This window comes from Citrobacter sp. R4 (genome assembly GCF_026719175.1).
Classification (GTDB): Bacteria; Pseudomonadota; Gammaproteobacteria; order Enterobacterales; family Enterobacteriaceae; genus Citrobacter_A; species Citrobacter_A sedlakii.
The window spans coordinates 483,273-504,655 of sequence record NZ_JAPPSU010000001.1 but is presented as its reverse complement, the minus strand read 5'-3'; the positions used below and the strand labels follow the sequence as shown (position 1 = coordinate 504,655).

Here is a 21,383-nt window from a genome sequence, read left to right as displayed (position 1 = left end):
GGCACAAAGCCTCTTGTTGCTACATTTTTATAACACGAGGCACGAAATGCACTCGACCCGAAAGTCAGCTTATGGTGTGATCGGGGTTCAATAAATCGCTAAACAAGGTATACTCCAGCGGTTTTCTTAGTTGTTTATTGTACTAAACGCTCCCGTGAGAGGATGCTACTGCGCACCTATGACACAATTCGCTTCTTCTGTTCTGCACTCGTTGCTGGATACAGACGCTTATAAGTTGCATATGCAGCAAGCCGTATATCACCACTACTATGATGTGCAGGTAGCGGCGGAATTTCGTTGCCGTGGCGACGATCTGCTGGGTATTTATGCTGACGCCATTCGCGAGCAGGTCAACGCCATGCAGCATCTTCGCCTTCAGGAAGATGAGCATCAGTGGCTCTCTGGACTGCCTTTCTTTAAAGCGGATTACCTGAACTGGTTGCGCGATTTTCGCTATAACCCGGAGCAGGTCTCGGTCAGCAATGATAACGGTAAGCTCAATATCCGCTTAACCGGCCCGTGGCGTGAAGTCATCATGTGGGAAGTTCCCCTGCTGGCGGTGATAAGCGAGCTGGTGCATCGTTATCGTTCTCCGGAAGCGGGCGTCTCTCAGGCGCTTGATACGCTCGAAAGTAAACTTGTCGATTTCTCTGCGTTAACCGCCGATCTCGATATGTCTCACTTCCACCTGATGGATTTCGGCACCCGCCGCCGTTTTTCCCGCGAAGTGCAGCAGGCCATTGTCCAGCGCCTGCAGCAGGAGCCGTGGTTTGTCGGCACCAGCAACTACGATCTCGCTCGTCGTCTCTCCCTGACGCCGATGGGAACCCAGGCCCACGAATGGTTTCAGGCGCATCAGCAAATCAGCCCGGAACTGGCGACCAGTCAGCGTGCGGCGCTTGCAGCGTGGTTGCATGAATACCCTGACCAGTTGGGGATCGCCCTGACCGACTGTATTACCATGGATGCGTTCTTGCGCGACTTCGGCGTCGAGTTCGCCAGTCGTTATCAGGGGTTGCGGCATGACTCCGGCGATCCGGTGGAATGGGGTGAGAAAGCTATCGCCCACTTTGAAAAACTGGGCATCGACCCGCAGAGTAAAACCCTGGTCTTTTCCGATAATCTCGATCTGCGCAAAGCGGTCGATCTGTATCGCCACTTCTCTTCACGGGTGCGGCTGAGCTTCGGCATCGGTACGCGCCTGACCTGCGATATTCCGCAGGTGAAGCCGTTGAACATTGTTATCAAGCTGGTGGAGTGTAACGGCAAGCCCGTTGCCAAGCTATCCGACAGCCCAGGCAAAACCATTTGTCACGACAAAGCGTTTGTTCGCGCATTGCGCAAAGCCTTCGATTTACCGCATATCAAAAAAGCCAGTTAACAGCTTAAGGGAGCCGCTACGGCTCCCTTTTCACGTTTATTTCCGAAATCTTCTTATTTGCTAACGAATTCTGCTTGTCTGATGGCAGATGCCAGGTAACATAGGTATTCCCCCGTTTCGGGGACGTGTTTTTATATTGGACTACTAACAGAGAGAATATTATGAGCGTTGTGCCTGTAGCCGACGTACTCCAGGGCCGCGTAGACGTTGACAGCGAAGTCACCGTGCGCGGATGGGTACGTACCCGCCGAGATTCAAAAGCTGGCATCTCCTTCCTCGCCGTTTATGACGGTTCCTGCTTTGATCCTGTACAGGCCGTCATTAATCATTCTCTGCCCAATTACAATGAAGAAGTGCTGCGTCTGACCACCGGTTGCTCGGTTATCGTTACGGGTAAGGTAGTGGCCTCACCGGGACAAGGGCAAAGTTTCGAGATTCAGGCGACGAACGTGGAAGTCACCGGCTGGGTGGAAGATCCGGACACTTACCCGATGGCGGCGAAACGCCACAGCATTGAATACCTGCGTGAAGTGGCGCATCTGCGTCCGCGCACCAACATGATTGGCGCGGTCGCCCGCGTTCGCCATACCCTGGCGCAGGCGCTGCATCGTTTCTTCGACGAACAGGGCTTCTTCTGGGTGTCCACTCCCCTTATTACCGCGTCCGATACCGAAGGCGCGGGCGAAATGTTCCGTGTGTCGACGCTGGATCTGGAAAACCTGCCGCGTAACGAGCAGGGCAAAGTCGATTTCGATAAAGACTTCTTTGGTAAAGAGTCATTCCTGACCGTATCCGGCCAGTTGAACGGCGAAACTTACGCCTGCGCACTGTCGAAGATCTACACCTTCGGCCCAACCTTCCGTGCCGAAAATTCCAACACCAGCCGTCACCTGGCTGAATTTTGGATGCTGGAGCCGGAAGTCGCGTTTGCTAACCTGAACGACGTCGCCGGACTGGCGGAAGCCATGCTGAAATATGCCTTCAACGCAGTGCTGACTGAACGTGCAGACGACATGAAGTTCTTCGCGGAGCGCGTAGACAAAGAAGCGATTTCACGTCTGGAACGCTTCATTGAAGCTGACTTCGCCCAGGTGGACTACACCGATGCGGTCACGATCCTGGAAAACTGCGGTAAGAAATTTGAGAACCCGGTGTACTGGGGCGTCGATCTCTCCTCAGAGCATGAGCGTTATCTGGCGGAAGAGCACTTTAAAGCGCCGGTCGTGGTGAAAAACTATCCCAAGGACATTAAAGCGTTCTATATGCGCCTTAACGACGACGGGAAAACCGTTGCCGCGATGGATGTTCTGGCGCCGGGCATTGGCGAGATTATCGGTGGTTCCCAGCGTGAAGAACGTCTGGATGTGCTGGATGCCCGAATGCTGGAAATGGGCCTGAATAAAGAAGATTACTGGTGGTATCGCGATCTGCGTCGCTACGGTACGGTTCCGCATTCTGGCTTTGGCCTCGGCTTCGAACGTCTGATCGCCTACGTCACCGGCGTGCAGAACGTACGTGACGTGATCCCGTTCCCGCGCACACCGCGCAACGCGAGTTTCTAATCTCGACGTCAAAAGGCCAGCGCTGCTGGCCTTTTTGTGATATCAACTGTCAGTTTCTGTGAATAATTTGGCAGCAATGTAAAGATCAACCGCCTTCCTCTTCCGTCCTGTTACGTCATATTTCAGCGTCACATTTCGTACAAACCAAAATCCCTGATATCACTACGGATTAGTTTATTCTCATCCATTAGTACTTTTTTTAAACAATTGCACAGCATTCCAGACGGCTACAACACGGCATACGCGAAAACAAAGGTGCCGATTTTCTGTTCGATTTTTTACACTTATCTGAATTAAAGATAAGAAAATCATATATATAGATATGACTGCCGATATTTGAAGCGGAAACAGGTTCGAAACTTGATATCGTTCACAAAGTTCCAAAAATGAAACACATAGTTACATATTTTTTCTTTTTGAAACCAAATCTTTATCTTTGTAGCACTTTGACGGTAGCGGAACGCTGGTTTGAATGAAAAGATGCCTGTCAGACACATAAAGACACCAAACTCTCATCAATAGTTCCGTAAATTTTTATTTACAGAAATTATTGGCGGCAGTGGCAGGTGTCATAAAAAAACCAATGAGGGTAATAAATAATGATGAAGCGCAATATTCTGGCAGTGGTGATCCCTGCCCTGCTGGCTGCCGGTGCGGCAAACGCTGCAGAAGTCTATAACAAAGACGGCAACAAACTGGATCTGTACGGTAAAGCGGTAGGTCTGCATTATTTTTCTAAAGGCAACGGAGAGAATAGCTACGGTGGCGATGGCGACCAGACCTATGCCCGTCTTGGTTTCAAAGGGGAAACACAGATTAATGACCAACTGACCGGTTACGGTCAGTGGGAGTATCAATTCCAGGGTAACAACTCTGAAGGGGGTTCTGACGCGCAGAGCGGCAACAAAACCCGTCTGGCGTTCGCGGGTCTGAAATTCGGCGACGCGGGCTCCTTCGACTACGGTCGTAACTACGGTATCGTTTACGATGCGCTGGGCTACACCGATATGCTGCCTGAATTTGGCGGCGATACCGCCTACACCGATAACTTCTTTGTGGGTCGCGTGGGCGGCGTTGCGACTTACCGTAACTCCAACTTCTTTGGTCTGGTTGAAGGCCTGAACTTCGGCGTTCAGTACCTGGGCAAAAATGAGCGCGCAAGCACCTATGAGGTTGACGGCGATGACAACAACTTCAGCGACGTGCGTCGTTCTAACGGCGACGGCTGGGGTGGCTCTCTGAGCTATGAGTTCGAAGGCTTCGGCATCGTCGGTGCTTACGGCTCCGCCGATCGTACCAATGCGCAGACTAACCCGGCTCTGCGTGGCCAGGGTGATAAAGCTGAGCAGTGGGCAACCGGTCTGAAATATGATGCGAACAACCTCTATCTGGCGGCAAACTACGGTGAAACCCGTAACGCAACGCCAATTAGCGGCGGTTTTGCTAACAAAACCCAGGACATCCTGTTAGTCGCACAGTACCAGTTCGACTTTGGTCTGCGTCCGTCCATCGCCTACACCAAATCTAAAGCGAAAGACGTAGAAGGTATTGGTAATGAAGATCTGGTGAACTACGTGGAAGTTGGCGCCACTTACTACTTCAACAAAAACATGTCCACCTACGTTGACTACATCATCAACCAGATTGATTCTGACAACAAACTGGGCGTAGGCTCCGACGACACCGTCGCAGTCGGTATTGTTTACCAGTTCTAATAGCAGACCCCTTTGTTAAATGCCTCAAAAACAGGACTTCGGTCCTGTTTTTTTATGCCTGTCAGCGGAATCTCGCGACTTCACAAAACCTTGAGAGTTTTCACGTCTAACGGTTGGCATTTTGTAAATCTCCCGTTAACCTGATAGCGGAATTCCCTTCTGTAACCACAATGGAACCTCGTCATGTTTGAGAACATTACCGCCGCCCCTGCCGACCCTATTCTGGGCCTGGCCGATCTGTTTCGTGCTGATGACCGCCCTGGGAAAATTAACCTCGGGATCGGTGTCTATAAAGATGAAACTGGCAAAACGCCGGTGCTGACCAGCGTTAAAAAAGCCGAGCAGTATTTACTCGAAAATGAAACAACAAAAAACTACCTCGGCATTGACGGTATTCCGGAATTTGGCCGTTGCACCCAGGAACTGCTGTTCGGGAAAGGCAGCGCGCTGATTAACGACAAGCGCGCGCGGACGGCGCAAACACCAGGCGGCACCGGGGCGCTACGCGTCGCGGCAGACTTCCTGGCGAAAAACACGGCGGTAAAACGCGTATGGGTGAGCAACCCGAGCTGGCCGAACCATAAGAGCGTCTTTGGCTCTGCGGGTCTGGAAGTCCGTGAGTATGCGTATTACGACGCAGAAAACCATGCGCTCGACTTCGACGCGCTGCTGAACAGCCTCAGCGAAGCCCAGGCAGGCGATGTGGTGCTGTTCCACGGCTGCTGCCACAACCCAACCGGCATTGATCCGACGCTTGAGCAGTGGCAAACGCTGGCTCAGCTTTCTGTCGATAAAGGCTGGCTGCCGCTGTTTGACTTCGCATACCAGGGATTTGCCCGTGGTCTGGAAGAGGACGCTGAAGGGCTGCGCGCTTTCGCCGCGCTGCATAAGGAGCTGATTGTTGCCAGCTCCTACTCAAAAAACTTTGGTCTGTACAACGAACGCGTGGGCGCCTGTACGTTGGTCGCCGCCGATGCGGAAACCGTTGACCGCGCGTTCAGCCAGATGAAGTCTGTCATTCGCGCCAACTACTCTAACCCACCAGCCCACGGCGCTTCCGTTGTCGCCACCATTCTGAGCAACGACGCGCTGCGCGCGATTTGGGAGCAAGAACTGACCGACATGCGTCAGCGCATTCAGCGCATGCGTCTGCTGTTCGTGAATACCCTGCAGGAAAAAGGGGCAAACCGAGATTTCAGCTTCATTATTAAGCAGAACGGCATGTTCTCCTTCAGCGGCCTGACCAAGGAACAGGTGCTGCGTCTGCGCGAGGAGTTCGGTGTTTACGCCGTCGCCTCCGGTCGGGTTAACGTTGCCGGAATGACGCCAGACAACATGGCGCCGCTGTGCGAAGCCATCGTCGCGGTTCTGTAAGCGACCCGGAAAACAAAAAGCCCGCTGAAACAGCGGGCTTTTTTACTGGCGCGTGGCACCGGCCTGGAGCCTGGCTACATACCGTTACCAGACAGGCATTTCATCCTGGAGGAAAGGATTATGTAGACGTTCGTACCCCAGCGTCGACAGCGGCCCATGCCCCGGAATAAAGGTCACCTCATCGCCTAACGGCAGCAGCTTACGCTTAATGGAGTCAATTAACTGACTATGGTCACCGCGTGGAAAATCGCTGCGCCCCACCCCGCCTTTGAAAATCACGTCCCCGGATATGAGCAACTGAGATGATTTATCAAAAAAGACGATGTGTCCTGGCGTGTGGCCCGGGCAATGTAACACCTGTAAAGTCACATTCCCTACGCTGACAGTCTCTCCTTCATTCAACCAGCAGTCAGGCGTCAAAGGCTGACACTCGTCGAGGCCGAACATGCGACTCTGGGCAGGCAGTCCCTCAAGCCAGAACTGATCTTCTTTTTCCGGACCGATAATCGGGACGCCGTAGTGCTGCGCCAGCTCTGCCGCCGCTCCCACGTGATCGAGATGTCCGTGAGTGAGCAGGATCTGCATCAGCGTTACGCCGCTGGCGTCCACTTCCTGTTTGATTTTCCCGGCATCGCCACCAGGATCGACCAGCGCTGCCAGACGGGTTTGCTCACACCAGATCAAGGAACAGTTCTGGGAGAACGCGGTGACCGGAATAATACGATAGTTCATACTTCCCCTGTTTCGTTAATCACCAGTGCCGTACGGGACCGGTGTCAATATGCACAAAGTTACTGCGTGGGTAGTATCCTACACCACCAGCGCGCATAGATAACGCGGCTTTGCGAATATTGCTTAACGAAACGCCTTCAATATGGAAATCCATTGCCTGGCCTTTGGTGTGGTAGCTTTTTTTAGCGACTCCACGACTGTGGGCGCGCAATTCATTATTGGTATCGAGCGAACGATAACCGGAAATCAACTGGACGGGTTTACGGGAGCCGAGTAGCCCTTGCAGGCGGAAAAGCTGGTCAAACAGTCCTGGATCGATGGACTTCACCTTGTTTGCGCGGTAGTCGCGGAAAAAATGGTTAAGTTTGGCTAATTCATCCTGAATGTAAGCTCTGCCATCAAAAAATTCCGCTTTGATTGACTCACCGGTATGAAGATTATTGAGAGTCAAAATACGCGGACGCGGGGTAGAGAGAGTGGCAAACGCAGGCACGGGCAAGATGGCAGCTCCCAGGGCAGCACCACCTAACGCCAGCAGTTTGCGGCGATTAGCGTCAAAATTGTCCATGGTAATAAGGTCTACAGGTAAAAGGTCATCAACAATATGCTTTAGCGCACGAAGGGCACCTTAACTGGCAAAAAAGCCGCCGTCAAGATGGCCCAAGCCCAGCAGTGGCGGGGCTTCTGGCCGGCTGGCCCCGTGACTGCCAAATATTACGACAACAGATTTATCAGAACTTCTTCATTTACCTGATTAATTGTTCCGCTTTTGCCACAATTTGTGCGCTGGATCGCGCTATCTGGTCATAATTGTAAATATCTGTGCGATATTCCGTTCTTCCATCGGCTCCCACGAACGCGGTCAGATAATAAAGATTGACCGGAATCGTCTGGCGAATATTGACGTAGCGGGTATCCCCCTGCTTCAGAGCGTCAGAGATGCGGCTATTATTCCAGCCAGCATCCTGTAGCAACATATTGGCAAGCTCAGAGGCCTTGTTTACGCGCACGCAGCCGGAGCTTAACGCCCGGGAGTCCCGTTTGAACAGATTATGGTTCGGCGTATCATGCAAATAAATAGCATCTGAACTGGGCATGTTAAATTTATACCGTCCCAGCGAGTTATGCGCGCCGGGTGCCTGCTGGAAACGAAACGGCAGATTCGACGGCGTAATGGTGGACCAGTCGACCTGCCACGGATCAATCGCCTCCCTGCTGTTCCAGCCACGCATCACCGTATAGCCGTGACGTTCCAGATAGCCCGGATCATTCCAGACCTTCGGCAGGATGTCTTTTCTCGCCAGCGTCGGCGGGACGTTCCACGGCGGGTTGACCACCACATTATTCAGGGCGCTGCTCATCATCGGCGTTTTACGATCGGGACGCCCTACGATAACCCTCGACGCCAGCACCTGGTTGCCGTTCTGATAATAGACCAACGAGTAGGCCGGGATATTAACCATGATCCCCGTCGACAGGTCAGCCGGAAGTAAGCGCAGACGCTGGGTGTTCAATGCCAGCACCCCTGCGCGCTGTGCCGGGGTGACGTTCAGCCAGTCGCGGGTCGCAGGGCCAATCGCCCCGTCCGCGCCCAGTCCCTGCCAGGTCTGGAAGCGTTTGACCGCCGCGACAAGCTCTTTATCATAAGCCGCGCGTACGGCTGGCGCTGGCTTGCTGCGCGGCGCGCTCTGCGGCGAGGACTTCGCGTCGGGTGCGTCAACGGCGACGGCTGACGGACTGACCACTGCCTCTGATGGCGTTTCATCGCCGGGTAGCGCGATCTTCGGTCCTCCTTCCAGCATCCCGGTACGCTGGAGGATTTCGCGCAGCGCCGGAACATCATTACTCCACTGTCCCGGCCGCAGCGTCGCTTTCCCGGTCAACTGCGGCCATGGACGGGAATCGCTGACCAACTCCAGCAGCGACGCATGCATCGACGCGTATTGCGGATGTTGCGGCGCCAGCCCGGCGATAAAAGCAGGCAGTTGACCGTTATCCATCGCGACCTGCCACTGGTTAATCACCGACAGCGGCGGCGTCGTCATTGCGTACGGCTTGCTGCTGTAGAGCCAGCGGTTGCCTTTGACCGGAATATTGGCGATAAAGTGCAGGTACCCCATCATCGCGTCAGACAGAACGACATCGCGCGTTAATCCGCTGACGGACGGATCGGTGAGTAGCGCCACCCAGTGGGTGAACTGTGGCTGGAAGCCCGCGATCGCCACCTCAGCCAGTTGCTGCTGGAAGGCTTTCACCGCATCACGGTTCTCCCACATCGGCCGCATATCACGCGCCGCATACAGCAATTCCAGTTGATTCATATAGACAGGGGCGTACCCCGCAGGCAACCGGGACTGAAGCTCCGCGCGCGCTTTCTCCGCCGCGCCTTCAGGAAGGGGCTGGAGACCCGCCATCACAGCCGTTGCGGCGGACTGCGCCTGCGGCTGGGCGAGACTTTGTTCATTGGCGACGACAGGACTGCCGCCAGCGATAACCTCAGGCTCATCAGCCTGAACATTGAAGTGTGGAGCGAATGTTACAGCCAGGCACAAACTGAATGCCGAAAGCCGACGACCACCAAATTGATTAAGCAACATCCCTTGCCCCCTGGTTGCTATACGACATGCCCGCACATCCGGGGCTTTTTCCTATTATAGAAAGGCTGACAGGCGTTTACCTAACCTTATGTAAAGGAATTTAAAGATAACTCAGTATGAGAAGGTTGTTAAGTGGGCAGAAAAAATCCCCGTGTTTTAAGCACGGGGAAAGAACGAAAAGGACGCCTTACTCGGTAATGGTTAATGTGGTCTCGACATCATACTTGTAAGACCATTGCGTGCCTTTACTTTTGCCTAAAAGCTGTATCGTGCCGTGATACACCCCCGCAGGCAAAGACGTGTTTGTTGTGGAAGAATACACGAGATTCGCCCAGACAGGTGCGATGGCCTCGTAACACGCTTGCCCATAAGAGTTCAGTTGGAAGACATTACAGGCCGTGGCGCGACGTCCTTGAACGATCACATTCCACGTTTTCCCGTTCTGATCGGTCATTGGCACCGTGAGCGGGCTGGAGCCCTTCGCGTCGGAAATCAGCGAACCTGGCCCTTGTGTATCGCCAGTCGTCACGAATGCCATATCAGGGATGCCTTCAATATGCTGTGAGTCCCAGTTATCGCCTTGTACGGTGGAGCCGACAACCGAGATGTTCCAGCTCCCCCGGTAATCATCAATGAAGGTGACCGCTTTATTGGTTAACTCTGAGTTGCCAATGGTGGCCTTTACCGTGACCTGCCCTACTGTAGAGCCCGACAGTTTAACCGTAGCGATACCCCCGCTATCGGACTGCGTTTCAGTAGCAGAAAGCGAATTCAGCGTCGTGCTCCAGGAAACCGTCGCGGAAGGCAAGGGATTATTATTACCGTCGACCACTTCAGCACGGTAAGTGACTTCGCCCTTCCCGACATAGGCTGAGTCAGCGCTTGGGGTTAATTTTGCCAGCGTTGCCGTCTTCGCATCCGCAGTAAAGGTAACACTATTGCCCGAATTTGATCCTGAAGGATTAGCGTCTGGCGTTGCAGTAACCGTTACCACGCCTGATTTCACAGAGGTCCCCTCCGTTGTGGCGCTGCCGCTGCTGTCAGTTTGACTGCTTTGCGGGGACAGTGTGACGCCGTCCAGGTCAGCACGCCAGTTTACCGATGCACCCGTTAAGACGTTGCCATTTTCATCCGCAACTGTCGCTGTCCAGCTGATTTTTTCCTGACCATCGGCAACCGCCGTCGCGGTGTTTGCTTTTACATCCGTCACCTGCGCGGTTGCCACATTCCCGATGACCTGGAGTTGTGCCGTCTGGCTGCTGGCGCCTGCCGCTGCAGTCACCTCGATATTCCCCGCCTTCAGGCTTGAGAATTGGGTCTTCGCGATCCCCTGAGCATCCGTCGTTGATGCACTTTCACTAAAGCGGCTGCTCGTTTCACTGCTACTCCAGTTTACGATTACGCCTGAAATTGGGTTCTGGTTGGCATCAATAACCTTCGCTGTTAGCGTCACGTTATCTTTATCCGCAATAATTCCCGACATTTTATCCGCGCTGAGTGACGATACAGTCGCCGTTCCTGGATCGCCAGTAAACGTTAAATCGCCTAACGTTTTTGTGCTTCCATTGATGCTGGCTTCGACGCTGTAGCGGTCCACCGTGGTCGTTGTCAGCAGCACATCCGCAACCCCATCGGCCTGCGTGGTGGAGCTTGTCGCAGACAACTGACCTGTAGAGGGCGAAACAGCCCATTTTACTTCAGCGGCGGACAGCGGGTTTTCATTTGCATCCACAACCGTTGCGCTAACTTTTATTGCCGCAGTTCCATTGGCTAGCGCACGTTGTTTGTCGCTACTTAACGCTCCAACGCGTGCAGTCGTTGGATCAGCCGTAAAAATCGCGGCTTCAGCCTGGAAAGGCGCGCTCTCACTGGTTTGCGCAGTGACAATCACGCTACCCGCTTTCTTCGAGCTTACAGTCATTGCAGCGACGCCATTCGCATCACTGATCGTCTGATTCTGGCTTAATGTGACATTACTGTTGTCCGCTGACCAGTTAACGGTAATATCCGGTAAAGGAAGACCTTCCGCATTTCTGACCGTCGCTTCATAACGGATAGTGCTGGCGCCATCGGCAACTTGTTTTGTGGTGCTTACCGTAATACCGTCAATTTTCTGCGTACTACTATCCGCAACAAAGGTGATGGGATCTGTGGTTTGCGCCTTGCCATTGTTAACGCTTGCGCTCACCGTCACTGTTCCCGTCTTCGCTGACTTCAGACTCAATGTTGCCTTACCCTGTACGTCCGACACCGACGTCTTTTCAGTGATTTTTGTGCCGTCCGTTTTATTAACGACCCAGTTAACCGTCACTCCGCCCAGCGGATGATTGGCATTATCCGTCACCTGGGCGGTAATGATGTCGGTATCATTATTGTTTGCCACGACCTGCTTCTTCGCGGCAGAAATAGCGCTGACCTCTGCGCGGGTTATATCTGCGGTGAAACTCAGCGAAGGGGTGCTAATCGCGTTGCCCTGCAGCAACTGAGCTGTCACAACTGTGGTGATCACTGCCGTACTGCTTACCTGAATTTGCGCGGTACCGTTAGCATCTGTCAGCGTAGTGTTCGCGGACAATTTTGCCTGCGGATTATCGGCCGACCAGTCTACTGTCGCGTCTTTCACGACATTACCGTTTTGATCGGTGACATGCGCGGTCAGGGTTAGGGGCGTGACGCCGTTCGCCAGGGCGCTGGTTGCGGGGACATCCACAGCGGTGAGTTGCGCAGCGCTTTGCGTAGCCTCTTCAGTCAGCTTCGCGCTGGCCAGCTTCACGTTTCCGTCAATCAGTGGTTGAATCGTCAGTGTTTCAGCCTGTGTGCCCGCCGTCACGGTAGCAACGTATACGCCAGTTGACGTCTCGTTAAAGTGACCAATCGTCGCGTTCTTCTCTGCTACCTCACCGCTCACCTGCGCGGTGTTCATTTTCGCAGCGCTTAGCGTAGCCGTCAGTCGTGCCGCCAGTCCGCTCGCATTTTCGCCAGACGTTGTTTTGAGACTGACAGTAACATTGGCCGTTGAAGCGCCATCAGCAGGAATGCTGGCGGGTGAGACCACCGTTGTCGACTGCAGCGTAGTGACATTAATGCCGCTCACGTTGACCTTCATTTCGCTGGCGTCAGAAGCGTTGCCTTTTTTATCCCACGCAATAGCTTTGAGGGTGTAGCTATTAACGCCACTTCCCTGCCAGGCGGGTAAGGTGAAAACAAATTGCTCCGCACTTCCGCCGGAACTGATCTTGCCGCCGTTGCTGAGAAATGAAGCCGCCTGCCATTCAATGCGTTCAAGACCATATTTGGTTTTTACTTTCGCTGTCACGGATTGTTTAGTCTGTTCTTCCCCCTGAATCGCCGTGGGTAATGACAGTGAAATGAGTTCCTGTTTGCGGTATTCAAGTACAATATTATTGTTACGGTCGACGAGATCCTGACGGCTTCCCATCAGAGAGCGACGCTGAGCCAGCGCGGAAGGATCGAGCTGATCGCGCAAAGGCACGCCAGGCGACCAGTTTACGCTGAGATTGAGCTGCGTATCATTTTGGCCGCTTTTGCCCATTTTTTGATTTGCACCGAGGGTAATCAACGGTACAGGGGTATAGTTGAGGCCTAAGGTGACGGCGTAAGGATTTTTCTGTCGATCGTCTTCATCGTCACCGAATAACCCCACGCTGTCGCCATAATATTTTTCATAAATTATATTGGCGCCTAACTGAGGATAAGCAGGCAAATACCCCGTCGCGCGAACATCAAAACCATTCGCCGCGCGCTCGTCATAATCCCGATACTGAGAAGACGCCATCCAGTCACTGAGGCGAAAATAGCCATTAGCGGCAAGTTTGACGTAATCCCAACCTAACTCAGCGCCCACGCCGAGACGTTCGTGATGGTTATCCGAAACTTGCCGATCGTAAAAAAGATTTGTGCCCCACATCCAGTCATCAGAAAAATGGCGATACCCCAGTCCTGTATTGATAACATTTCTGTCATCATGCCGTCTGCCGCCTAACTGAGTAAAAAACAGATGTTCTTTTTCGTTATACAACGGAAGCAGGAGATCAAGTTCAGAATCAGAAAGCGTAAAATGTTCATCAGTACTGATATTCACCCGCGCCGTACCAAACTGATTCAACCACTTTTGCACGGCGGAGGAGGCTTCGCCTGTCGCCGTCGAGATAACCGTAGTGCTTAATGCGGTCGCTGCGTCATCACTACTCAGTAACGATCCCGCTTGCACGGCCGCTTGCGCAACACGATTTGCGTCCTGCCCTTCGCGATTATTCGTATCGTTGGCTGATAAAACAGAGGACTTGTCCTGTGCGCTCTCAGCATAACTCGGTGAAAAATAGACCAGGCTTGAGGAGGAAAATAACTGAAGCGCTATTTGCAAACAGGCTAAAGACTTCCTTGTCGATAAATTCATATAATTTGTCCCTGGTTTATCCATAGGGAAAGTTAAAACCTTATTTTATGGTAAACAGCACAACACCTTCAATTACGCCAATAATTAACAAGATTAAATTACCCGGATAAAAAATGAAATTACATTCTTGAAAGAAATTAATATAAACCCGCCAGTCAGTTCTTTTGAATAAAAATTAACACCTTATAAAGATAAGCGGAATGAATATTATAATTTTGAGTTATATATTTAATTTTATATAAATATAAATTTAGAATTTTTCAGGTATCACGCGTAAAAAAGCCGTAATCACTGGATTACGGCTTTTGCAATATTGCAAACCGGGTTACGACGCTTCAGTCACGCCCGGCACACCTTCCGGAGGCTGTGGCGCAAAGCCGCGCAGCCCTACCACGTGTACGTGTTCCGTATTCTGGAAGACTTTACGCACCAGTTTATAAGTGGTGCCTTTTTCCGGACTGATGTTTTCCGGCGCCGCGATGATGAGCTGCATCTGCAGGCGTTCGCACAGCTCAAACAGCGTGGCGATGGAACGCGCATCGAGACGCGCCGCTTCATCAAGGAACAGCAGGCGGCACGGTGAGATATCTTTGCCGCGCAGGCGACGCGCTTCATCTTCCCAGCTCTGTACCACCATCACCAGAATAGACATACCGGTACCGATCGCCTCACCGGTAGACAGCGCGCCGGACTCTGCGCGCAGCCAGCCGTCGGAACCACGGTTAACCTCAACTTCCATTTCCAGGTAGTTACGGTAATCCAGCAATTCCTCGCCAATGGTCTGCGGCGTGCGCTGCCCCATGTCAATTTGCGGATTCAGTCGCTGATACAGCTTCGCCAGCGCTTCCGAGAAGGTGAGGCGATTGCTGTTGAACAGATCCTGATGCTGCTCGTGCTGTTCAGACAACACCTCCAGCAGCGTCGCGTGGGTTTCACGCACGTTGACATTCAACCGTACGCTATTGACCTGGCCGAAGGAAACGCTCTGCAAGCCCTGGTTGAGCTGACGGATACGGTTCTGTTCACGCTGGATAGTTTTACGAATGATGTTCGCCACGCTACGGGAGCTGATCGCCAGTTTCTGTTCGCGGGACGTCAGCTCTTCGGTCAGGCGGCCCAGTTCGATCTCCATCTGTTCGATCGCTTCCACCGGATCGTCGGTACGAATAATATCCTGACGGATACGTTCACGCAGATGCTGATACACCGCGACGAAGAACTGAATTTTACGCTCCGGACGTTTTGGATCTTCCGACAAGCGCAGGACGTCACGCAGATGCTCGTTATCCGCAACGGCCAGACGCAGCGCGCCGAGCGCCTTATCCGACATGGAACGCAGATCGTCCCCGGAAAGATAGGCCAGCTCGCGGCGGTGCAGGCGGCGCTCCACGCCGCTGTCTTTCACCAGCCGCATCACTGCACACCACCCGGCTTTCGCCGTGACAACCTGCTCACGCATTTCAAAGTAATCGCGTTCCAGACGGCGCAGTTTACGGGTCAGGTTATCCATTTCCGCTTCACAGAAGGTGAGCGCTTTCTCAAGCTGGTTGCGGCGCGAACGGTTATTGCTGAGCTGGGCATGCAGTTCATCACGACGCATCCGCGCGCGCTCTTCCGCCCCGCTGTCGGCGCGCACGCCGATATCCTGCAGCTCGCGTTGCAGGTCGTTGAGCAACTCTTTCTTGGTGTCATAGGAACTTTTCAGCGACGCCAGCACCTGGTTGTACTGGCTCAATTGCGCAGCATGACCACGCAGCGCTTCGCGGGCGCGGGTGCGTTCCGCTTCCGCCTGTTCCAGACGTTGACGCAGCTTTTCGTTCAGATCGCTGTTGCCGCTGAGCATTTCCGCTGAGTCGGAGTAACCGAAGTGGGCACGACGCTGCACCACTTCCGTCAGCGCAAACGCCTGTTGACGGGCATCGCGCTGCACTTGTTGGGCATAGGCGAAATCGTCTTTCAGTTGTTCAAACTGTTCCGGGTCGCTCTGCAATACCGAGACGACCGGTTCCAGTTTGGCAAGCTGGTTGCCGTGCTGCTGAATAAAGCGCGCGGCTTCCTGCGCGTCGTCCAGCCGTTCGCGGATCTCATCCACGCGATCCGCCAGACTGTCGTCCGCCAGCAGATTGAGACGCGGCAGCAGGCGGTTCAGGGCAGAAACGCCCTCTTTCGCCTGTTCGTACTGGAGACGCTGCTGCTGGTTGTCGCTTTCATGGGCGGTCAGCGCGCGCTCGAGCTCAACGCGGCGGGCGTTCAACTGGCGAATTTCGGCTTCCGGATCGGACTCAAACGCCACCGAAAGATGGCTACCGATGAAGCGGCTAAAAGCCTGATGCAGACGCTGGGTTTTCTGGACGTCAAAAGAGAGCGTGGCGAAACGTTCCGACAGACCTTCACGCTCAGCGTGCAGGCTTTCGATACGGCTTTCACGCGCAGCGCGGCCAAACAGCGGCACCGACGGGAAACGGGAGTAACGCCACTGGCGATCGGCAATTTTGACCACCACCGCTTTTTCCAGTTCGTCGACGCTGAAAACGCTGTCATCGAAAGACTGCGGGTCCCCTTCAATCAGATACAAATCTTCCGGGCAATCCGTTAAGCCTTCCAGTTGCTCGGCGATCTGCGAAAGATCCGGAACCACGATAGCATGGCGCGACGGGCCGTACAGCGCGGAGAAGTACGGGGCATCTTCCAGACTGACGTCGTCATAGATTTCCGACAGCAGGACGCCGCCAAACCGTTCCGCCAACGCGTTAAGCCGTTGATCTTCCGCACCGCCAGGCTGACTTAAGCGTTCAATTTCTTCGTCAACGGCGTTCTTACGCGCGCCGACTTCATCACGCTCAACAATCGCTTCACGTTCGCGTTCCAGCAACTGTTGCAGATATCCGGTCACATCCTGGCTGGAGGTGAACTCCTCGCCACACTGCTCGCTGAGCTGACTCAGGCTGTTCTGCGCCGCCAGCCACACCGGCGCGCGCTGCATTAAGTGCTGAATGCGCGACTGAAGCTGCTCCTGTTCCTGACGCAGCGCCATCCGCTGTTCGTGAGCGTTAGAGACGCTATCAGAGAGCGACGCGATGCGCGCTTCCAGTTCCTGATGCAGTGCCTCCAGTTCATCAATGTCGAACTGTTTACCCTGCCGTTTGCAGAACTCCGCCAGCAGACGCTCCGCATCTTGCTGTTCGCGCAGGCGCTGCTCCAGCTCGCTCAGGCGCATCCGCAACGGCTGAACCTGTTCAGCCAGGTGGCGTTGATCGACGCCTTCGCGCAGCAGTTCGCGCGCCACGTCCCATGCTTCGTTACGCGCCAGCGGGCCGTTAATCGCCACCACCAGTTGATACGCCTGCTCAAACTGGCTGTGCGCCGTTTGCGCCACACTCATTTTCTGCTCGAGAGAGAGCATTTTTTCGGTGGCTTCCTGCTCTTTCGCCTGGAAGGTGTCCAGCCACTCGGCGGCGCTGTCTGCGGTGAGATCCGGCAAATGGCAAAGTTCTTTAGCGCGCTGTAACGCGGAAATCGCCTGGTTGTATTGAATCGCGCGGGTCTGCTGAACGTCCAGCGCCTGCTGGTAGTCGGCGAGCTGGCTTTTCAGCTCATCCACTTCCAGTTCGGCGGCTTCGGCGCGCGCCTCGTTATCTTCCTGCCGTTCGGCGGCTTCCGCCACCACTTCGTTTTGCTCTTCGAGACGGATCTGCAGCTCGTCGAGATCCGCTTCGTAGCGCTCAATTTTTTCCTGCTGACGGAGCGCGGTTTGCACCAGATTCAGGTGATCGCTCGCGGCCTGATAGTCGGCCTCAAGATCCCCTTCCGCGCCGTTGTGCTCGGCAAGTTCGCGCGCCATATCGACATGTTTATACTGCTCAGCCGCAAGCTGTTTACGCGAGGCGTAAAGTTCACGACGGAACTCAAGCGCTTTGTCCAGGTGAATGCGACGCTCGTTGGCGTGGCGCATGTAGTCCGCCGCCACATAGTTGGTGGCTTCGCTGATCAGGTGCTTAAACAGATCGCGGTCAGACTGGGTGACGCGGATCGCTTCCAGGGTCATGCGGTTTTCACGCAGCGCCGCTTCCATATCCTGGAATGCCTTGCGCACACCGCTGTTTTCCGGCAGCAGGTAGTCGCGTAAAGAGCGGGTGATGGCGCTGGAGATGCCGCCGTACAGCGACGCTTCAATCAGGCGATAGAATTTACTGCGGTCGGAAGCCGAGCGCAGACGACGGGCAATGATGCCCAAATCAAACATCAACGAGTGGTAATCAGTTATGGAGTTGAACTGCTTAAACTGTACGCCTTCCATTTCATCAAGCTTGTCTTTCAGCTCGTTGAGCGTGAGCACACGCGCCTGACGTTCGTTGAGGGTTTCCGTCACCAGTTGCGTCGGCTGAACCGACATCGGCAGTCCCTGAATGGCAAAGGGTTTAATGTCAACTTTCCGGTCGCGACCGGCGACCTGTTGCAGACGCACGCCGACCACCACCCGCTGATGGCGTGAGTTGATGGTATCGAGCATCGAATAACACACGCCCGCCTTCAGCTTACCGTGCAGGCCTTTATCGCGTGACCCGCTGGTCGCCCCCGCTTCGGTTGTGTTACGGAAGTGCAGCAGGGTTAAGTCCGGGATCAACGCCGTGACGAAGGCCGCCATGGTGGTCGATTTCCCCGCCCCGTTACCGCCGGAAAGCGTGGTGACTAATTCATCAAGGTCAAAGGTACGGGCAAAGAAACCGTTCCAGTTAATCAGCGTAAGTGAGCGAAATTTACCGCGTTCAATCATTATTCTTCTTCTCCACTGTCCGGCTGATTCTCTTCGGTCTCATCGTTGAGCTGTAAGTGGTTTTCGACCGGCATCGCCTCTCCGTCGCGAATTAAGCGGCGCTGGGCTTCGCGCGGGTCGTCGCCAGTACGAACATCCGCGCCAAAGCGGAATACCGATTCCGTAATGCGGAATTTGCTGCTGTCGTGCCCCATAAACCACACCATGCCTAAGCGACGCAGGCGGTTTAAGGACGAGCGCATTTTTTCCTGCAACTTTTGCCGGTCCACGTCGGAGCCGGTTGAGCGGTTATTCACCAGCTTCAACAGTTTAGCTTCGTCGGCCAGCGTTAACAGTTCGTCGTACAGCTCCTGTTGGGTGAAAATCCCTTCATTCGCCAGCCGCTCCGGGCTGAGATAGAGGTAGCAGAGGATTTTCCCGACCATCATATCCAGTTCGGAAAGAACAGAACGCGGGATCAGCGTCGTGGAACGCGGACGCAGGTAGAAAAACCCTTCCGGCGCGCGGATCAGCTCGACGTTATAGCGGCTGTAAAACTCTTCCAGATAGTCCTGAAAATCCATCAAAAAGGCATGATTATCCAGTTCGTCCAGTCCAATATGACGGCCTGAGCGTAACGCGCTGTCCAGCGCCGGAAATAACGGATTCGCCAGCGCCTGCGCCAGCTTAACCGGCATCACTTGTTCAATATTTGTCAATGACATGCGCCTGTACCTTGGCTCCGTAATCATTAATCGGCTGCCATTTGGCTGGCAGTCCGGTGAAGTCTGCTTGCGCTACGCCAAGACGTACCGCCTGATCGATAACAATACGCGCCACGTCGAAATGACGCGCACGCGGGTACTGCGACAGATATTCGCGTACCACGAGACCGAGATCCAGCGGCGTCTCTTTGGTTTTGTAGACAGCCAACTGTTCTTCGATGATCGCCGCCAGTTGCTCGCGGATCTCGTTAAATTCTTCGTACTCTAAATCCGGTGGAAGTTCCCCGGTCACCTCTTCGTCTCGCAGCGCCATTTCCTCGTCACGCATATCCAGCAGACGATCGGCGTTCGCATAGGTCAGCGCCCACGGCTCGTCGAAATAGGTCTGGACAGACTGGCGCAGACGCTGGGCAAAAACGCGATTTTTATCCATGTCGATAGCGGTACGGATAAATTTATGCACGTGGCGGTCATAGCCGATCCACAGATCGATAGACTGCTGACCCCAACTGATAATACGGTCAAGCTTACTTTGCAGATCAAATACCAGACGATCGACGAAATGCAGATCGTCATGCGCCAGCGTCGCATCCTGGATGCGCAGCAGGTTGGCCTGCAGCTTATCACCCGCCGCCTCCAGCGTATCCTGCAGTTCGCGCAGGGTGCCCGACGTTTCCGAGAGCAAGAGTTCGCAGCTGGAAATTGCCGCCCGCCAGTCTTTATTCAGCAGTTGCGCGATGTCGTCTTTAACCTGCTGTTGCTGCTCATCCATAATGCGCTGGGTGAGATCGATGCTGTCGAAAATTTCCGCCACCGAGTATTTCAGCGGCGCATAGACGTTTCGGTGCCAGTGGAACTCGTCGCCGCCTTCATCCGCGGCATCCGCTGCGCGCTTCAGTTCCCCTGCGACGATCGACAACTGCATTGACAGACGCAGCGTGGAGAACTCGCGCTGGCGGATATAATAATCGGTAATCCCGATGCCAAGCGGGGTAAGACGGTAAATGGCGTTCCCTTCCGCCTGCTCGCTGGTAAAGCGGTTCAGCAGACGTTGACGCACCATGTCGTTAATCGCATTGTTTGCGCGTACGCCAATGGTTTCGCTGGTTTGCTCAAACGCATCACTGACATGGCGAAACGCATCCACCAGTTCGCCTTCACTCATCTCGCCGTCGAGTCGCTCACCGTTCAGCGTGGCCACGGCCAACAGAAACGAAAGTCGGTCTACCGGCAGCGAGATAGAAAAATCATTTTTTCTGGCCCAGGCAACCAGTTCGGGGACTGTCTGGGAAAATTCACTCATAGGTTATCCTTGCATCTGCGGGTAAAGCCTCATGGGACAGGCGTTTCAGCGCGGTGACGTGTATATACCGGCCAAGGCTTATCCAGGGTTCCTGTCGGCAATAACGCGTTTCAAGTTCAAGCAGCATCTCATAGCAGTCCCGCTGCTGGTGCTTTTCACGCAGATAATCATGAAAGACGCGCACCCCGGTTTTTCCGGTAATTTGCCAGCCAATCTGTTCCAGCCACTGATAAACCTGCCCTGGCTCACGGGGATAGTCCGGTGAAAGCGTGCGCTTTTTACGCTTTGGCATCCCCACCTGCACGTAATCGAAATTCCCGGCCACCATATTGTGCATCAACAGGCCGTTGGCATTGTAGAACATTAACGACAGTGCGCCACCGGGGCGCAATACCGACCACAGCGTCTCTAATACGCAGACCGGTTCTGCAACCCATTCCAGCACCGCATGAAACAATATCAGATCAACCGGGCTTTCCAAATGCGAAGCTACGTCCTGAGCGGCGCATTGTATAAAATGCATGTTATCGCTCACACCTTTTGCGTCCGCCGCCTGCTGCGCGCGGGCGATCATTTCCGCGGAAAGGTCACATAAGGTGACGTGGTGGCCCCGCTCTGCCATTTTGATCGCGGTCTGGCCTTCGCCGCCGCCGGCATCCAGCACGCGCAGTTTTTGCGTACCGTATTGCGCCAGCAGGCCATCGAGATCCTGCCAGAGGATCGCCTGGCGCAACTGGCCTTTGGTGGTGCCGTAAATGTTACGGGAAAACTTTTCCGCGATGTCATCAAAATTGCGATCCCGCATCGGGCTCTCCACTGACGGC

Annotated in this window: 12 protein-coding genes; 4 read left to right on the top strand and 8 right to left on the bottom strand. The window is 54.1% G+C overall.

Translation table 11 applies throughout. The features are described 5' to 3' along the window. Positions 1-178 precede the first annotated feature (178 nt). The 4 genes from pncB (at position 179) to aspC (ending at position 6,032) form a co-directional block, all read left to right on the top strand. Positions 179-1,381, top strand: a complete 1,203-nt coding sequence (gene pncB / locus OOJ60_RS02285) for a nicotinate phosphoribosyltransferase (RefSeq protein WP_205611863.1) — start codon at positions 179-181, stop codon at positions 1,379-1,381. Between the two features lie 161 nt (positions 1,382-1,542). Continuing rightward, on the top strand, positions 1,543-2,943 hold the full coding sequence (gene asnS / locus OOJ60_RS02280) for an asparagine--tRNA ligase (RefSeq protein ID WP_042288071.1): 1,401 nt from the start codon (positions 1,543-1,545) through the stop codon (positions 2,941-2,943). 599 nt (positions 2,944-3,542) lie between these two features. After that, the gene (ompF, locus tag OOJ60_RS02275) at positions 3,543-4,658 is read left to right on the top strand and encodes a porin OmpF (RefSeq protein ID WP_269468253.1); all 1,116 of its coding nucleotides are present in this window, start codon (positions 3,543-3,545) and stop codon (positions 4,656-4,658) included. A 183-nt stretch (positions 4,659-4,841) separates the two neighbouring features. Next, positions 4,842-6,032, top strand: coding sequence for an aspartate transaminase (aspC, locus tag OOJ60_RS02270; RefSeq protein WP_060569544.1), 1,191 nt, complete (start codon positions 4,842-4,844; stop codon positions 6,030-6,032). Positions 6,033-6,116: 84 nt separating this feature from the next. Here the strand turns inward: aspC and OOJ60_RS02265 are convergent, their stop codons facing one another. The 8 genes from OOJ60_RS02265 to cmoM all read right to left on the bottom strand — a co-directional run bounded on the left by OOJ60_RS02265 (position 6,117) and on the right by cmoM (position 21,364). Beyond that, the gene (locus tag OOJ60_RS02265) at positions 6,117-6,764 is read right to left on the bottom strand and encodes an MBL fold metallo-hydrolase (protein ID WP_205611862.1); all 648 of its coding nucleotides are present in this window, start codon (positions 6,762-6,764) and stop codon (positions 6,117-6,119) included. A gap of 19 nt (positions 6,765-6,783) precedes the next feature. After that, positions 6,784-7,332 carry a YcbK family protein gene (locus OOJ60_RS02260; protein ID WP_042288084.1) on the bottom strand — a complete coding sequence of 183 codons (549 nt, stop codon included), beginning with the start codon at positions 7,330-7,332 and terminating at the stop codon, positions 6,784-6,786. 178 nt (positions 7,333-7,510) lie between these two features. Beyond that, positions 7,511-9,361 carry a L,D-transpeptidase gene (gene ldtD, locus OOJ60_RS02255; protein ID WP_205611861.1) on the bottom strand — a complete coding sequence of 617 codons (1,851 nt, stop codon included), beginning with the start codon at positions 9,359-9,361 and terminating at the stop codon, positions 7,511-7,513. Between the two features lie 187 nt (positions 9,362-9,548). Continuing rightward, positions 9,549-13,592, bottom strand: a complete 4,044-nt coding sequence (locus tag OOJ60_RS02250) for an Ig-like domain-containing protein (RefSeq protein WP_233470867.1) — start codon at positions 13,590-13,592, stop codon at positions 9,549-9,551. A gap of 511 nt (positions 13,593-14,103) precedes the next feature. Next, positions 14,104-18,552: a chromosome partition protein MukB gene (gene mukB, locus OOJ60_RS02245; RefSeq protein ID WP_060569540.1), complete on the bottom strand. Its 4,449-nt coding sequence runs from the start codon at positions 18,550-18,552 to the stop codon at positions 14,104-14,106. Then, a complete protein-coding gene (mukE, locus tag OOJ60_RS02240) occupies positions 18,552-19,256 on the bottom strand; it encodes a chromosome partition protein MukE (RefSeq protein WP_042288098.1) in 705 nt (234 codons plus the stop codon). The genes mukB and mukE overlap by 1 nt, the downstream gene beginning before the upstream one ends. After that, positions 19,237-20,559 carry a chromosome partition protein MukF gene (mukF, locus tag OOJ60_RS02235; RefSeq protein WP_042288102.1) on the bottom strand — a complete coding sequence of 441 codons (1,323 nt, stop codon included), beginning with the start codon at positions 20,557-20,559 and terminating at the stop codon, positions 19,237-19,239. The genes mukE and mukF overlap by 20 nt, the downstream gene beginning before the upstream one ends. Further along, on the bottom strand, positions 20,552-21,364 hold the full coding sequence (gene cmoM, locus OOJ60_RS02230; protein ID WP_060569539.1) for a tRNA uridine 5-oxyacetic acid(34) methyltransferase CmoM: 813 nt from the start codon (positions 21,362-21,364) through the stop codon (positions 20,552-20,554). Before cmoM ends, mukF begins: the two co-directional genes overlap by 8 nt. Positions 21,365-21,383: the final 19 nt, after the last annotated feature.

Coding starts and splice junctions, on each gene's coding strand:
- pncB (WP_205611863.1), top strand. CDS start 179: ATGACACAATTCGCTTCTTCTGTTCTGCACTCGTTGCTGGATACAGAC.
- asnS (WP_042288071.1), top strand. CDS start 1,543: ATGAGCGTTGTGCCTGTAGCCGACGTACTCCAGGGCCGCGTAGACGTT.
- ompF (WP_269468253.1), top strand. CDS start 3,543: ATGATGAAGCGCAATATTCTGGCAGTGGTGATCCCTGCCCTGCTGGCT.
- aspC (WP_060569544.1), top strand. CDS start 4,842: ATGTTTGAGAACATTACCGCCGCCCCTGCCGACCCTATTCTGGGCCTG.
- OOJ60_RS02265 (WP_205611862.1), bottom strand. CDS start 6,764: ATGAACTATCGTATTATTCCGGTCACCGCGTTCTCCCAGAACTGTTCC.
- OOJ60_RS02260 (WP_042288084.1), bottom strand. CDS start 7,332: ATGGACAATTTTGACGCTAATCGCCGCAAACTGCTGGCGTTAGGTGGT.
- ldtD (WP_205611861.1), bottom strand. CDS start 9,361: ATGTTGCTTAATCAATTTGGTGGTCGTCGGCTTTCGGCATTCAGTTTG.
- mukB (WP_060569540.1), bottom strand. CDS start 18,552: ATGATTGAACGCGGTAAATTTCGCTCACTTACGCTGATTAACTGGAAC.
- mukE (WP_042288098.1), bottom strand. CDS start 19,256: ATGTCATTGACAAATATTGAACAAGTGATGCCGGTTAAGCTGGCGCAG.
- mukF (WP_042288102.1), bottom strand. CDS start 20,559: ATGAGTGAATTTTCCCAGACAGTCCCCGAACTGGTTGCCTGGGCCAGA.
- cmoM (WP_060569539.1), bottom strand. CDS start 21,364: ATGCGGGATCGCAATTTTGATGACATCGCGGAAAAGTTTTCCCGTAAC.